The sequence below is a fragment of the Tessaracoccus sp. SD287 genome (assembly GCF_017355265.1).
Classification (GTDB): domain Bacteria; phylum Actinomycetota; class Actinomycetes; order Propionibacteriales; family Propionibacteriaceae; genus Aestuariimicrobium.
Map to the genome: position 1 here is coordinate 1 of NZ_JADIJQ010000005.1, position 14,427 is coordinate 14,427.

The 14,427-nt window shown below is 70.1% G+C and carries 12 protein-coding genes; 6 read left to right on the forward strand and 6 right to left on the reverse strand.

All coding sequences use genetic code 11. From position 1 onward, the window contains the following. Positions 1–1,691: gamma-glutamyltransferase family protein (locus IPV09_RS03085; RefSeq protein WP_207473623.1), on the forward strand; the 1,691-nt coding region annotated here is incomplete at its 5' end. Positions 1,692–1,693: 2 nt separating this feature from the next. On the opposite strand, the gene IPV09_RS03090 is transcribed toward IPV09_RS03085, so the two are convergent. Both IPV09_RS03090 and IPV09_RS03095 read right to left on the reverse strand, forming a co-directional pair. After that, positions 1,694–3,160, reverse strand: coding sequence for a hypothetical protein (locus IPV09_RS03090; protein WP_207473624.1), 1,467 nt, complete (start codon positions 3,158–3,160; stop codon positions 1,694–1,696). Beyond that, positions 3,133–3,948 (reverse strand): Fpg/Nei family DNA glycosylase, encoded by an 816-nt coding sequence (locus tag IPV09_RS03095; RefSeq protein ID WP_207473625.1) that lies wholly within the window; start codon positions 3,946–3,948, stop codon positions 3,133–3,135. The genes IPV09_RS03090 and IPV09_RS03095 overlap by 28 nt, the downstream gene beginning before the upstream one ends. Positions 3,949–4,038: 90 nt before the next feature. Between IPV09_RS03095 and IPV09_RS03100 the strand changes: the two genes are divergently transcribed. After that, positions 4,039–4,227, forward strand: a complete 189-nt coding sequence (locus tag IPV09_RS03100; RefSeq protein WP_207473626.1) for a hypothetical protein — start codon at positions 4,039–4,041, stop codon at positions 4,225–4,227. Between the two features lie 21 nt (positions 4,228–4,248). On the opposite strand, the gene IPV09_RS03105 is transcribed toward IPV09_RS03100, so the two are convergent. Further along, the gene (locus IPV09_RS03105) at positions 4,249–4,704 is read right to left on the reverse strand and encodes a ribose-5-phosphate isomerase (protein ID WP_207473627.1); all 456 of its coding nucleotides are present in this window, start codon (positions 4,702–4,704) and stop codon (positions 4,249–4,251) included. A gap of 71 nt (positions 4,705–4,775) precedes the next feature. Here IPV09_RS03105 and IPV09_RS03110 point away from each other — a divergent pair, with 71 nt between their 5' ends. Then, a complete protein-coding gene (locus IPV09_RS03110; RefSeq protein ID WP_207473629.1) occupies positions 4,776–6,044 on the forward strand; it encodes a GNAT family N-acetyltransferase in 1,269 nt (422 codons plus the stop codon). 18 nt (positions 6,045–6,062) lie between these two features. Here the strand turns inward: IPV09_RS03110 and ligA are convergent, their stop codons facing one another. Next, positions 6,063–8,222, reverse strand: coding sequence for an NAD-dependent DNA ligase LigA (ligA, locus tag IPV09_RS03115; RefSeq protein ID WP_207473630.1), 2,160 nt, complete (start codon positions 8,220–8,222; stop codon positions 6,063–6,065). 3 nt (positions 8,223–8,225) lie between these two features. Further along, complete coding sequence (locus IPV09_RS03120; RefSeq protein ID WP_207473631.1) at positions 8,226–8,828, reverse strand: disulfide bond formation protein DsbA; 603 nt, start codon at positions 8,826–8,828, stop codon at positions 8,226–8,228. 184 nt (positions 8,829–9,012) lie between these two features. Between IPV09_RS03120 and pepN the strand changes: the two genes are divergently transcribed. Continuing rightward, a complete protein-coding gene (pepN, locus tag IPV09_RS03125) occupies positions 9,013–11,586 on the forward strand; it encodes an aminopeptidase N (protein ID WP_207473632.1) in 2,574 nt (857 codons plus the stop codon). Positions 11,587–11,692: 106 nt separating this feature from the next. Here the strand turns inward: pepN and IPV09_RS03130 are convergent, their stop codons facing one another. After that, the gene (locus IPV09_RS03130; RefSeq protein ID WP_207473633.1) at positions 11,693–11,965 is read right to left on the reverse strand and encodes a hypothetical protein; all 273 of its coding nucleotides are present in this window, start codon (positions 11,963–11,965) and stop codon (positions 11,693–11,695) included. Positions 11,966–12,096: 131 nt separating this feature from the next. Between IPV09_RS03130 and pyrB the strand changes: the two genes are divergently transcribed. Both pyrB and IPV09_RS03140 read left to right on the forward strand, forming a co-directional pair. Next, a complete protein-coding gene (pyrB, locus tag IPV09_RS03135) occupies positions 12,097–13,152 on the forward strand; it encodes an aspartate carbamoyltransferase (RefSeq protein WP_370590199.1) in 1,056 nt (351 codons plus the stop codon). After that, positions 13,149–14,423, forward strand: coding sequence for a dihydroorotase (locus IPV09_RS03140; protein WP_207473634.1), 1,275 nt, complete (start codon positions 13,149–13,151; stop codon positions 14,421–14,423). The genes pyrB and IPV09_RS03140 overlap by 4 nt, the downstream gene beginning before the upstream one ends. Positions 14,424–14,427 lie beyond the last annotated feature (4 nt).

The window sequence follows — 14,427 nt, forward strand, 5'->3', positions numbered from 1 at the left end:
GGTCGGGGGGCGCTGTCTCGTCGGTCGACCCCTACGCCAGCGCCATCGGGCTGCAGGTGCTCAAGAGCGGCGGCAATGCCGTGGACGCGGCCATTGCCACCGCGGCGGTGCTGGGCCTGACCGAGCCCTACTCGTCGGGCATCGGCGGCGGCGGATTCTTCGTCTACCGTGAGGCGCGCACCGGCAAGGTGTGGACCATCAACGGCCGCGAGACCGCGCCACGCACGTTCCACGAGAAGTCCTTGACCGACGGCAATGGCAACGCGCTCAACTTCAGCGAAGTCGTCACCTCGGGCCTGTCGATCGGGACCCCCGGCACCTTGGCCACCTGGGCCGTTGCCGCGCGGCGGTTCGGCACCCGACGGCTCGGCGAGCTGCTGGAGCCTGCCGAGGAACTGGCCCGCCGCGGGTTCATCGTCGACGCCAACTTCCGCAACCAGACCCTGTCCAATGCTGCCCGGTTGGCGAAGTTCCCGGCCTCGGCCGCACTGTTCCTGCCCGGCGGCTCCGCCCCCGAAGTGGGGGCGGTCTTCACCAACCCCGACCTGGCCGACACCTACCGGCTGATTCGCCGCAAGGGCGTCAACGAGTTCTACCACGGCCAACTGGCCCGCGAGATCGTCCGTGAGGCCGCCAACCCGACCACCGTCTCCGGGGTCAGCGTGCTCAAGGGACAGCTGCGCTCCATCGACCTGGCCCGCTACCGCGCCAGCATCCTCAAGCCCACCGAGAGCCAGTTCCGGAGCCGTCAGGGAACCCTGGCGGTCCACGGCATGGGAGTGCCCAGTTCGGGAGGGATCGCGGTCGGCTCGATCCTGAACCTGATCACCGCCTTCGAGGAGCGCACCGGCATTCCGTTGTCCCAGGTCTCGGAGGTCGACTACCTGCACCGCTTCGCCGAGGCCAGTTCGATTGCCTTTGCCGACCGCAACCGGTGGGTCGGTGATGTGCAGGGCGTGCCGGTCCGTGAGTTGCTCAGCATGGGCTTCGCCCGGGAGCGCGCCGGTCTGTTCGACCCCACCCGCGCCCACGCCCGTCCGATCCCGTTCGGCTTCCCCGACGGCGACTACACGACTCCCCCGCCGCTGGGTGCCGCCCAGAAGGAACCCTACGAGGGCCCCCACACGACCCACTTCAACGTGGTCGACAAGTGGGGCAACACGGTGGCCTACACGCTGACCATCGAGCAGACCGCCGGCTCGGCGATCACGGTTCCCGGACGCGGCTTCCTGCTGAACAACGAGTTGACCGACTTCAACTTCGTGCCGCTGACTCCCGGGGTTCCCGACCCCAACCTGCCGGGCTCGGGCAAGCAGCCGCGCTCGTCGATGAGCCCCACGATCCTGTCCAACCGTCAAGGCGCCGTGCTGTCGGTCGGTACCCCCGGTGGCGCCACCATCATCACGACGGTGGCCCAGATCATCCTGGGCCACCTGGAACGGGGATTGCCGCTGGTTGCGGCCATCGCCGCCCCACGGATCAGTTCGCGCAACGGCGCCAGCGCCGGTGTGGACGGCGGACTGCACGCCTCGGCGACCGGCGACGGCCTGCGGGCGCTGGGACACACCCTGACCAACAGCGGATCGATCGGGCTCGCCTCCGGCATTGAGGTGGACGGACGACGGTTGACGGCTGCCGCCGAGACCACCCGCGGTGGTGGTGGCGCCGCCAGGGTGGTGACACCGGCCTGAGTTCAGAGTCCGGCCAGCACCCAGCCCAAGGCCTCGCAGCCGTCCGGCAGATCAACGCTTGCCACGATCTTCTGCCGGGCGGCCTCGCGGGCGGTGGCCAGCGGCACCGGCCAGCGGGCGGTGAAATCCCAGTGCTCGGGGTACAGGGCGGTCACGGTGTGCACCTGCGCCAGGCGCACCAGTCCGACCGTCTCTCCGGGCAGCCCGGCGCCGAGCAGCCCGGCCACCCGCCAGCACTCCTCGTCAGGCGCGTCGGGCGGGTTGAGCAAACTCGCCTCGACCCGGCAGATGGCCTGCTCGACGCGGCTGAGGTCCTCGGAGACCGGTGAGCGCTGGGCCCGCAGCCCGGGGCTGGTGCGGCCCAACTGCATGGCCAGCAGTCGGGCATGGACCAGGGCGAGCTGGCTGCCGGGCACCGTCGGCATCCGGGTGACCAGGTCCGTCAGGCCGTCCCAGACGTCGTCCTCGTCGGGGTGCTCGGCCAGCCAGGAGCTGACCGTCATCACGTCGAGGGGATGCACGGGGCCGGAGCGGGCGCACCGTTCCTCGACGGCGGTGAACAGGTACTCCTCGGCTTCGTAGGAACCGACCAGGTGGGCCGCCCGGGTGATGATCCAGGCCTCCCATGGCTCGCAGGTGCGGGCGTCGGTGACGTCCAGCAGGCGGGTGGCCTCACGATGCTGGGCCGCTTCCAGGTTGCGACCCCACCACAGGTGCAGGTCGGTGGTGCCCAGTCGGTTGTGCACGTGCACGGCGTGGCGTCCCGGCGTGCCGCTGAGCCAGGTGTCCTCGTCCTCGAGGGCGATGGTGACCCCGTCGGTGGCGGTGGTGGCGGCGTCCGGCAGCGACAGCACCACCTCTTCGCCCTCGGCGAGGGCGACGCGTTCGGGCCACCAGAAGGGCAGGACGCGGGCGATCTGGGCGTGGTTGACCAGCCATGCCCCGCGCCACGAGACCTGGAACTGGCCGGGCCCGGCGTTCTCGGTCTGGGCGGCAAGCACCAGCGGGTCGGGAGCCAGCAACAGTTCGCCGTCACCGGAGCGCGCCTGGCCCCGCAGTTGGGTGAGCAGCAGTTGTTCGGCGCGTCCGGGGTCAATGCTGATGGATGCCTCGCCTCCGGCCAGCCACCGCCGGGTGGGCCAGGACGCGGCGAACCGGAGTCGCGGCGCCGGCACCTGTGCCTGCTCCGATGAGGTGTTGAGCAGCGTGATCCGCAGCGTCCATGCCTCTTCCCAGACCTGCCGGACCACGGCGGTGGCACCGCTGGGGTGGGTGAAGTTCTGCTCGATCTCGTTGCTGAGCAGCACCACCCCGGCAGCGGTCCACGGTGTAGGCAGGTCGATGCGCAGCCCGCGCAGGAGGACCTGGCCGCTGGCGAGGTCGCTGACCTGGGCCAGGTCACCGGCCTCGGTCACCTGGAACTCCAGTTCCTGCCAGCGGATCAGCGGCGGCGTTGGCATGCGGGGCACCAGTACAGGTTGCGGGCTTCCAGGATCGTGCTGTGCACCTCGCCGCCGCAGACGTGGCAGGGCTGGCCGGTGCGGCGGTACACGTAGACCTCGCCGCCGTGCCGGTCCTCGCGCGGCGGCCGACCCATGGCGTCGGGCAGGTGCTCGTCACGGACGGTGTCGATGCGTCCGTCGACCACGCCCTGGCGCATGAGGACCACCAGGTCGCTCCACATGGAGGCCCACTCCTTGGCGCTGATCCGGTTGCCGGGGGTCATCGGGTGGCGCCGATGCCGGAACAGCACCTCGGCGCGGTAGATGTTGCCGACCCCGGCTGCCACCTTCTGGTCCATGAGCAGTGCCGCGATGGGTTTGGCCGAGCGCCTGATCCTGGTAAATCCCTTGTCGGGGTCGGCATCGGCACGAATCGGGTCGGGGCCCAGCGCGGCCACCACCTGGTCGCGGCGTGCCGGGGTGACCAGGGCGCAGGTCTGCGGACCGCGCAGGTCGGCGGCCACCTCGCCATCGCTGATCCGCAGCCGCACCTGGCCCTGGGGTGGCGCCGCCGGGGCCAGGGCGAGCTTGCCGATCAGCCCGAGGTGGATGTGGACGATGGGGTCGGGAATGGGGGCAGCGAACTCGACGAAGAGGTTCTTGCCGAAGGCTTCGGCGCCGGTCAGCACCTGCCCGTCCAGCAACTCGGCCGAGGCGGCGAACCGTCCCTGTGGCGAGCTGACCTCGACGCTGCGTTGTCCGAAGGCGTCGCCCAGCGCGTGGGCGAGCCGATGGATCACGTGACCTTCGGGCAAGAAGTGCCTCCTGCGAATCGACGCCGAGCACCATGGGTGCCCCGGATTGTCGGCCAGTATTCCACGCGGTGCCGCCGCTAGACTGCCGCCATGAACGCCCGCCCGGAACGTGCCACCGAAAAGCGTGAGTTCGGCCGCGACGGCATCACCGGACTGGTCGGCTGGGACCGGGCGCTGCGGGCACGGGAGGTCTCGCGGCCCAACGCGTCCGACCTGGCGCAGGCCGAACGCGTGGTGGCTGACCTGCTGGCCCGCGCCCAGGGACGCCGCCGACGCTGAGGGCAGACGGCGCCGGTGGGCTCAGAGCGAGCCGGTCTGCTCGTACTTGGCCAGCATGTCGATGCGCCGGGCGTGACGTTCCTCATTGGTCCACGGCGTTTCGAGGAAGGCGAGCACGATCGCCAGGGACTGGTCCAGCGCCTGCATCCGGCCGCCCAGGGCGACGCAGTTGGCGTTGTTGTGCTGTCGGCCCAGCTTGGCCAGTTCGGGGTTGTAGGCCAGGGCGGCACGGATGCCCTTGACCTTGTTGGCCGCGATCTGCTCGCCGTTGCCGGACCCGCCCAGCACGATGCCCAGCGACCCCGGTTCGGCGGCGACCGCCTCGGCGCAGGGGATCACGAAGGTCGGGTAGTCGTCGTTGGCGTCGTAACTGTCGGCGCCATGGTCGACAACCTCGTACTCCCGGGTCCGAAGCTCGGCGACCAGGTATTCCTTCAACTCGAAGGCGGCATGGTCGGTGGCAATGTGAACGCGCATGGGCCCATCTTGTCAGGTCACGTGGGGAAGAACACCAGCGACCCCAAGATCCGTCTCGCTAGGCTGCAGCGGTGAACGACTACACGTTGAGCCGGATTGACGCCACCACCCGCAGCCCCGAACTCGAAGCCTGGATCAGGGCGGTCTCGCTCGGGTTCCTGTCCGAGGATTCGACCCCGGAGCAGATCGACAAGCAGGTCGAGTTCCTGGCCGCCGACGCCGGCCGGGTCCGCGCCGTCAGCTATGCCCCCGACAGTGAGGCAGCGCAGTTGCCGGGCGCGCTGAGCGCACCCCTGTCGACATTCCTGTCCTGGGACAACACCATCAACACCGGCGGCGGGCACCTCGAGCCGGCGAACTTCATCACCAACGTGACGGTGCGCCAGACCGCCCGCCGCAAGGGGCTGCTGCGGACGATGATGATGACCGACCTGTCCGAGGCCAAGGAGCGAGGTCAGAGCCTGGCGGCGCTGACCGTCACCGAGGCGACGATCTACGGACGCTTCGGCTTCGGGGTCTCGATGCTGCACGAGAGCTACGAGGTCGACATCAGCCAAGGTTTCGCCCTGCGCAGCGAGCCGAGCGGCAGCATCGTCCAGCTCGAGCCGACCTCCGCCGAGGCGGCCGCCCTGTGGCAGGACACCTTTGAGGCCTGGCACCGGAGCCACCGCGGGTCGCACGGCGCCAGCGCCGCCCACGTCTCGAGCGTGCTGGGCACCTTCGACTGGGAGTCCGGCAAGGTGGATCGGAACGTGCGGGCGGTGGCGCACCGGGACGAGGCGGGCGTCGTCGACGGGCTGCTCACCTACCGGATCAAGGACCATGAGGAACTGCAAGTCATCGAACTGCTGGCGCTGGACCCGGCGGCCGAGTTGGCGCTGTGGGCCTTCATCGGCCACCACGACCTCGTCAAGAAGGCCACCTTCCGTCGCGGCGACCCGCACGGCCCGCTGCGCTGGGGACTGGTCGATGCCCGCCGACTGAAGTCGACCGAGGTGCGCGACGCGATGTGGACGCGGGTGCTCGACGTGCCTTCCGCGCTGCGGGCGCGCCACTTCGAGCACGATGGCGAGCTGACCATCACCGTGCACGACCCGTCGGGTCTGGCCGACGGCACCGTGCACCTGCAGGTGCGTGAGGGTCGCGCCGAGGCCGAGCCCACCAGCCGCCAGGCCGACCTGGTGATGGGTATCGAGGCGTTCAGCTCGCTGTACCTGGGCGGGCTCAGCGCCCGGGTGCTGGCCGGTGCCGGACGGGTGCAGGGCTCGGCGCTGGCGGTGGCCCGCTTCGACGACCTGTTCCGCGTCGCCCAGGCACCCCGGACGCTGCGCTTCTTCTGATCACGGCGCGCCTGCTGATCACTCCTCGTCCTCGGAGGGCTCGCTGACGGCAGCCGGGCCGCCCTCGAGCAGCCTCACGAAGCCGGCCTCGTCCAGGATCGGCCGTCCGAGCTCCTCGGCCTTGGCGGCCTTGGTGCCGGCATTGGCGCCGATCACCACGAAGTCGGTGTTCTTGCTGACCGAGCCCGAGGCCTTGCCGCCGCGGGTGATGATGGCCTCCTTGGCACCGTCGCGGCTGAAGCCCTCCAGGGATCCGGTGACCACCACCGTCAGCCCCTCCAGGGTGCGTTGGATGGACTCGTCGCGCTCGTCGGCCATCCGCACCCCGGCCTCGGCCCAGGCGTCCACGATGGCGTTGTGCCAGTCGACGTCGAACCATTCCCGGATGGACTCGGCGATCACGCTGCCCACGCCGTCGGTGGCGGCCAGTTGTTCGGCGGGAGCCTCCCGGATGGCCTGCAATGAGCCGAACTGGGTGGCCAGTGCCCGGGCCGCGGTGGGCCCGACGCGGCGGATCGACAAGGCCACCAGCACCCGCCACAGCGGCTGCTGCTTGGCCTTGTCCAGGTTGTTCAGGAACTTCAGTCCGTTGGCGCTGAGCACCTGTCCGTCGACCACGCCCGGCGGCGGCACCGCGTCCGGGTCGGCGAGTTCGGCCTTCTTGGCGGAACGGGTGAAGAAGGGCACCGTGACCAGGTCGTCGGCGCCCAGCGAGAACAGGCCGGCCTCATTGGTCAACACTCCCGAGGTGAGCAGCGCGATGGACGCTTCCCAGCCGAGCGCCTCGATGTCGAGGGCGCTGCGCGAGGCCAGCCCGAACAGGCGCTCGCGGAGCTGGGACGGGCAGGACTCGGCATTCGGGCAGCGAATGTCCTTGTCTCCCTCCTTCTCGGGGCGCAGCTCGGCGTCGCAGGCAGGACACCGGGTCGGCATCACGAATTCGCTCTCGCTGCCGTCGCGCAGGTCGACGACCGGGCCCAGGATCTCGGGAATCACGTCACCGGCCTTGCGCAGCACGACGACGTCGCCGATCAGTACGCCCTTGCGCTTGACCTCGTGGGCGTTGTGCAGGGTCGCCATCGACACGGTCGAGCCGGCCACCACCACCGGTTCCATCACCCCGTAGGGGGTGACCCGGCCGGTGCGTCCGACGTTGACCTCGATGCTGAGCAGCCGGGTGTTCACCTCGACCGGCGGGTACTTGTAGGCGATGGCCCAGCGCGGGGCACGACTGGTGAAGCCCAACTCGCCCTGCTGGGACAGGTCGTCGACCTTGACCACTGCCCCGTCAATCTCGTGCTCGACCGTGTCGCGGTGCTCGCCGTAGCGGCGGACGAAGGCGTGGATGGCCTCGACGCTGTCGACCACCTCGTAGTGGGCGGTGGTGGGCAGCCCCCAGCCGCGGAGCAGGTCGTAGGCCTCGGACTGGCGGGCGACCTGGAAGCCGCTGCTGGCACCCAGTCCGTGCACCAGCATCCGCAGCGGACGGGTCGCGGTGACCGTCGGGTCCTTCTGGCGCAGCGACCCGGCGGCAGCGTTGCGGGGGTTGGCGAAGGGCGCCTTCCCCGCCTCGACGAGCGCGGCGTTGAGGTCGGCGAAGGCCTCGATCGGGAAGAAGATCTCGCCGCGCACCTCGACCAGGTCGGGAATGTCGGTGCCGTTCAGGCGGTGGGGCACGCCGGCGATGGTGCGGACGTTGCCGGTGACGTCCTCACCGACGCGGCCGTCGCCACGGGTGGCGGCGCGCACCAGCAGGCCGTCCTCGTAGGTCAGGTTGATGGCCAGCCCGTCGATCTTGGGCTCCAGCAGGAAGTCGACCTGCTCGGTGCCCAGCCCTCGGTGGACGCGGGCCAGCCAGTCGTCGAGTTCCTCGGCCGAGAACACGTTGTCCAGGCTGGTCATCGCTCGCCGGTGCGTCACCGGCGCGAAGTCGGTCATCCTCTGCGCGGCACCCACCCGCTGGGTGGGGCTGTCCGGGGTGCACAACTCGGGGAACTGGTGTTCCAGTTCCCCGAGTTCACGCAGCCACTGGTCGTACTCGGCGTCCGAGACCGTGGGCGCGTCGCGTCCGTAGTAGGCCTGCTGGGCGTCGGTGATCTTCTCGGCCAGGTCGGTCCAGCGGTGCCGGACCTGCGGGTCGAGACCCTCGGGCAGCTCGCCTGACGGGGCTGGTGCCATGGCTCAGTCGAAGATGGGATCGACGGTGCGGGTGCGCTTCACCTCGAAGAAGCCGGGGTAGGCGGCCATCTTCTCGAAGCCGTCGAACAGTTCCCCGGCCTGCTCACCCTTCGGGGCGGGCGAGATGACCGGACCGAACAGGGCGACGTCATGCACCTTGACGATCGGGGTGCCGACCTCGCCGCCGACCAGCGAGATGCCGGTCTCAAAGGACTCCCGCACCCGGTCGGCCCACTCGCCGGCCTCGGCCCGGTCGGCGATGGTGACGTCGTAGCCCAGTTCGTCGAGCACCTTGCGCAGGGTCGCGCCGTCCTTGGGCTGGTCCTGCGGATGGTAGGCGGTGCCCAGCGCGGTGTAGAAGGTGCGCAGACCCTCCTGTCCGTACTGGTCCAGGACGCCGATCGCCGCATGGGTGGCGGGTCGTCCGGCCTCGATGCCCGCGCGGTACTCCTCGGGCACGTCCTTGTCCTCGTTCAGGATGGCCAGGCTGAAGATGTGGAAGGTGGTGTGCACGTCACGCACCTGTTCGACCTCGAGCATCCAGCGTGAGGTCATCCACGCCCACGGGCACAACGGGTCGAACCAGAAGTCAACATTGATGGTCATGCCGCCAGCCTAACGGTGGCCACTGACAGCGGATGCGGCTTCAACGCTGCGCCCTCGGCGGAATCGTCCCGGGGACTTCGGGCGACAATTGGTCCCCGCACGGCCCCGTCACGTGGGCTGACGAGGGGTAATGGCCTAGCCTCGTATGGATCCGCCGCGCCGTGGCGGGCGTGAAAGGACTTCGATGACGAACATCACGCGTGACGAGGCCGTCGCTCGCTCGGCGATCGTGCGCAGCCACAGCTACCACGTGGCCGTCGATCTCGGCGGGCGTGGCCTCGAGGATGCCGACACCTTCGTGTCGACCACCACCGCTCGTTTCGAGACGTTGTCGGGCGACCCGACGCACATCGACCTGATCGCCGATGCGGTGCGCGAGGTCGTCCTGGACGGCCAGCCGCTCGACCCGCAGACGTTCACCGGCACCCGGTTCCCGTTCAGCGCCGAGGCCGGCGACCACGAGCTGACCATCACCGCGGTCTGCCGCTACAGCCACACCGGTGAGGGGCTGCACCGGTTCGTCGACCCCGCCGACGGCCGGGTCTACCTGTACACCCAGTTCGAGACCGCCGACGCCCGGCGGATGTTCGCCAACTTCGAGCAGCCCGACCAGAAGGCCACCTTCGCGCTGCGCGTGACCGCACCCCGGCACTGGGTCGTCGTGTCGAATGCCGCCGCGGTCGAGCCCGAGCCGCTCGCCGACAGCGATGACCTGGCCCGCTGGACCTTTGCCCCCACTCCCCCCATGTCGAGCTACATCACCGCCCTGGTCGCCGGGGAGTACCACGTGGTGACCGACACCATCGACAGCACCTCCGGGCCGGTGCCGGCCTCGGTGCTGTGCCGCCAGTCGGTCAAGGAACACCTGGACGCCGACCGCGTGCTGACCACCACCAAACGCGGTTTCGAGGTCTTCGAGGCCGACTTCGGCACCCCGTACCCGTTCGGCACCTACGACCAGGCGTTCGTCCCGGAGTTCAACGCCGGGGCCATGGAGAACGCCGGGCTGGTCACCATCCGCGACGAGTACCTGTTCCGTTCGCGGGTGACCTCGGCGGCCTACGAGGGCCGCGACAACACGATCCTGCACGAACTGGCACACATGTGGTTCGGCGACCTGGTCACCATGAAGTGGTGGGACGACCTGTGGCTCAATGAATCGTTCGCCGAATGGGCCAGCCACTACGCCCAGAGCCGGATCGTCGCCAAGCATGGCGGCGTCGACCCGTGGGTCAGTTTCGCCAACGCCCGCAAGGGCTGGGCCTATGCCCAGGACCAGTTGCCGACCACCCACCCCATCGCCGCCGACATGGTCGATCTGCGCGCCGTCGAACAGAACTTCGACGGCATCACCTACGCCAAGGGCGCCTCCACGTTGAAGCAGCTGGTCAGCCTGGTTGGCCAGGACGACTTCCTGGCCGGTGTCCGCGACTACTTCGCCACCCATGCCTGGGGCAACACCGAACTCGACGACCTGCTGGCGGCGCTGGAGAAGGCCTCGGGGCGTGACCTGGGCTGGTTCACCGGTGAATGGCTCGAGAAGGCCGGCGTCAACACCCTGCGCGCCGACTTCGAGGTGGACGAGGCGGGGACCTTCTCTCGCTTCGCGGTGGTGCAGAGCGCGAACCCCGACTGGCCCACCCTGCGCACCCACAAGATGGCCATCGGCCTGTTCGACCTGGCCGGCGACGTGCTGGTCCGCCGTGACTCGGTCGAGGTCGAGATCACCGGTGAGCGCACCGACATCGAGGCACTGGTCGGTCAGCCGGCCGCCGACCTGGTGCTGCTCAACGACCAGGACCTCACCTACGCCAAGGTGCGCCTCGACCCCCGCTCGCTGGAGACCGCGGTGAGCACCATCGACTCACTGGACGACCCGCTGGCACGGGCGCTGCTGTGGGGCGCTGCCTGGGACATGACCCGCGACGGCGAGATGACGTCGCGCGACTACACCGACCTGGTGGCCCGCGGTGTGGGGGGCGAGTCCGACCTGACAGCGGTGCAGACGCTGAACCGTCAGGCGACGCTGGCGGCGACCTCCTACACCGCCCCGGAGCTGCGCGGCGAGGTCCGGGGACAGTTGGTCCGCGGTCTCGCGCTGGCGCTGAAGCAGGCCGAGCCCGGCTCCGACCACCAGCTGGCCTTCGCCAATGCGCTGATCCAGTCGGTCCACACCCCTGAGGGTGCCGAGCTGCTCTTGGCCTGGCTGCAGGGTGACGAGGCTGCCGAGGGGCTGCAGGTCGACACCGACATGCGCTGGCGTCTGCTGACGGCCCTGGCCCGCCAGGGGGCGGTCGGCCGGGCCGAGGTGGCCGCCGAACTGGAGCGCGACAACACCATCAGCGGCGCCGAGCAGGCGGCCGGTGTGCTGGCCGCGCTCGCCGACCCGGACACCAAGGCCGAGGCGTGGCAGCGTGCCACTGCCGAGCCGGGCATTCCCAACGGCACCCACCGCCAGATCTGCCTGAACTTCTGGCAGTACGACCAGGACGAACTGCTCACGCCCTACCGGGCGTTGTACCTGGAGGTGGCCGAGGCCATCTCGGAGGGACGCGACGGCTGGGACGGACGCGGCCACGCGGCCGTCGATGCGGTGCTCACCCTGCTGTTCCCGCTGGACGCCGATCAGGGCTACGTCGACCAGGTCGACCAGTGGTTGGCGGCAGCTGAGCGTTCCGACCAGGTCACCCGTACCGTGACCGAGCGCCGCGATGCGCTGGCCCGCGCCCTGCGCGCCCAGCAGGCCAGCCGCGGCTGAGCCGCCGACTGCCACCCGGTGCTGGCAGCAGACGCAGAAGGTGCCATGCCAACTGGCAGGGCACCTTCTGTGCGTCGTGCGGGTGGCGCGGGTGGCCGCCCGGTCGTCAGTTGTCGATGGCTGCGCGACGGGCCGGAGACTCGCCGGGGGCCAGCGCCGCCGCGTCCTGGGCGTGGCCGTCGGTCAGGGCGACTCCGTCGGCAGCGGCGCCGGCGCGTGCCTTGCGCATCAGGCGCGGGGTCCAGCCGATCACGGCCAGGACCGCCAGAACCGCCAGTGGGCCGAGCACGGTGAGCGTCAGGATGTGCAGGGTCGAGGCGGGTTCCGGTACCGGCCACCCAGGCAGGACCTCGAGCGGCAGTGCAAGCCAAGCGATCATGGCCCACACACTAGCCGAAGCCGCTGGCCGGATGCCCATTTGGCGACGCCGGGGGCCACATCGTTGACGCGGGCACGGCGCATCGTGGCGCAGTGCTAGGTTCCTGAGCAGCCCACCGCAGGAGGTCCCCCGTGTCCACCCAGCAAACGCTGCCCATGTTCGGCGCCGGACGCCACCTGTTGAGCGTCGCCCAGTTCGACCGCGACCGGCTGGAACGTCTCTTCGAACTGGCTGATGTGGTTGATCCCATCGCCGGACGCCAGAGCGTGTGCACCGTCCTGGACGGGGCGGTGCTCGGCAGCCTCTTCTTCGAACCCAGTACCCGCACCCGGTTGAGCTTCGAGTCGGCGTTCCTGCGCCTGGGTGGTGAGGTGACCACGACCACCGGTTTCACGTTCTCGTCCATGGCCAAGGGCGAGTCGATCGAGGACACCTCGCGGGTCATCTCGGGTTACTCCGACGTGCTGGTCGTGCGGCACCCCGACGAGGGGTCGGTGGCGCAGTTCGCGGCCGCCTCGACGGTGCCGGTGATGAATGCCGGTGACGGTGCCGGGGAGCACCCGAGCCAGGCGCTGCTGGACTCCTACACGCTCACCCGTGAACTGGCCGGCCGCGGCCGGTCGCTGGACGGGGCCACGATCGCGGTGATCGGCGACCTGAAGTACGGCCGCACCGTGCACTCGCTGATCAAGCTGCTGTCGGTCAACGACGGCATCACCTTCCGGCTGTTCAGTCCGCCCAGCCTCGAACTGCCCGATGCCATCGCCCACCATGCCCGCGCCCATGGCAACACCGTGGTGGAGTGCGATTCGGTGGTCGAGGCCCTGAACGGGTCGGATGTCGTCTATGCCACCCGCGTGCAGCGCGAGCGGATGACCGAGGAACTGCACGCGACGGTGCGCGGCAGCCTGCTGAACCGGGGACTGCTCGAGCAGGCCGGTGTTGACCAGGACATCATCATCATGCATCCGCTGCCCCGCGATGCCCGGCAGGACGCCTACGACCTGTCCGCCGACGTGGACGACCTGCCGGGGTTGGCGATCTTCAAGCAGACCGACAACGGGCTCAAGGTGCGGATGGCGATCTTCCTGACCGCCCTGGGTTGCTCGGCCGACAGCGTCCGCGCCACCCTCAAGCAGCGTCCGTGGCGCGCCGACATCGACTGGACGCCGGGAGCACCCGCATGAGCGCCTCCAGCTGGACGATCACTGGGGTGACCCTGCCGGACGGCACCCGCACCGACCTGCACCTGGCCGATGGTCGACTGGTCGACTCCCCTGCCGTCGGGGCGACGCGCGTCGACGCCGACGGCCTGGTGGCGCTGCCCGGTTTCGTCGACCTGCACACCCACCTGCGACAGCCCGGGCAGGAGGCCGCCGAGACGATCAGCACCGGCACGGCCGCCGCCGCCCGCGGAGGATTCACCGCCGTCTTCGCCATGGCGAACACCGATCCGGTGACCGACACCGGTGAGCGGGCCGAACACGTGCGTGCCCTGGCCACCGATGCGTCCGCCGAGGTCGTCCCCATCGGTGCTGTCACCCGCGGGCTGGCCGGCCAGGAACTGTCGTCGATCGCCGACCTGGCCGCGGCCGGGGTGACCGTCTTTTCCGACGACGGCCTGTCGGTGCCCACGGCCGGGCTGGTCCGCGCCGCCATGGAGCAACTGAAGCCGTTCGACGGCGTCCTGGCCGAGCACTGCCAGGACGCGTCGTTGGCCGGGCCGTCGGCCTGCTGCCACGAGGGTCCGGTGTCGGCGGAACTGGGCTTGGACGGGTGGCCGACGATCGCCGAGTCGGTGATCATCGCCCGCGACGTGCAGATCGCCGGGTACCTCGGCACCCGGCTGCACGTCTGCCACGTGTCCACCGCCGAGGGCGTCGAGGTGCTGCGCTGGGCCAAGGCGCGCGGGGTGCGGGTGACCGCCGAGGTGATGCCGCACCACCTGCTGCTGTCGGTGGACGAGCTGCGCTCCGGTGACACCACCTACAAGGTCAACCCTCCGCTGCGCAGCGCCGAGGACGTCGAGGCGGTGCGGGCCGCCCTGGCCGACGGCACCATTGACGTGGTGGCCACCGACCACGCCCCGCACCGTGCCCAGGACAAGGCGAAGCCGTTCCCTGAGGCCAAGCCGGGGATGATCGCCATCGAGCAGGCCCTGGCCACCGTGATCGAGACCCTGGTGAATCCGGGGCGTCTGGGCTGGGACCAGGTTGCCGACCGGATGAGCCACGCCCCGGCACGGATCGGGTCCCTGCCCCACCAGGGTCGTCCGCTGGCGGTCGGGGAACCGGCCAACGTGGTGCTGGTGGACCCGGCGCGTCGCGGCATCGTCGACCGGGAGCAGTCGTTGTCGTTGGGGCGCAACAACCCCTACCACGGCCGCGACCTGCCCGACCCGGTGGTCGCGACCTGGTGGCGGGGCCGCCGGACGTGGGCGGGGCCAACCGAGCGGTAGTGTG

Coding starts and splice junctions, on each gene's coding strand:
- IPV09_RS03120 (WP_207473631.1), bottom strand. CDS start 8,828: ATGACCATCAATGTTGACTTCTGGTTCGACCCGTTGTGCCCGTGGGCG.
- IPV09_RS03130 (WP_207473633.1), bottom strand. CDS start 11,965: ATGATCGCTTGGCTTGCACTGCCGCTCGAGGTCCTGCCTGGGTGGCCG.
- pepN (WP_207473632.1), top strand. CDS start 9,013: ATGACGAACATCACGCGTGACGAGGCCGTCGCTCGCTCGGCGATCGTG.
- IPV09_RS03100 (WP_207473626.1), top strand. CDS start 4,039: ATGAACGCCCGCCCGGAACGTGCCACCGAAAAGCGTGAGTTCGGCCGC.
- ligA (WP_207473630.1), bottom strand. CDS start 8,222: ATGGCACCAGCCCCGTCAGGCGAGCTGCCCGAGGGTCTCGACCCGCAG.
- IPV09_RS03105 (WP_207473627.1), bottom strand. CDS start 4,704: ATGCGCGTTCACATTGCCACCGACCATGCCGCCTTCGAGTTGAAGGAA.
- IPV09_RS03140 (WP_207473634.1), top strand. CDS start 13,149: ATGAGCGCCTCCAGCTGGACGATCACTGGGGTGACCCTGCCGGACGGC.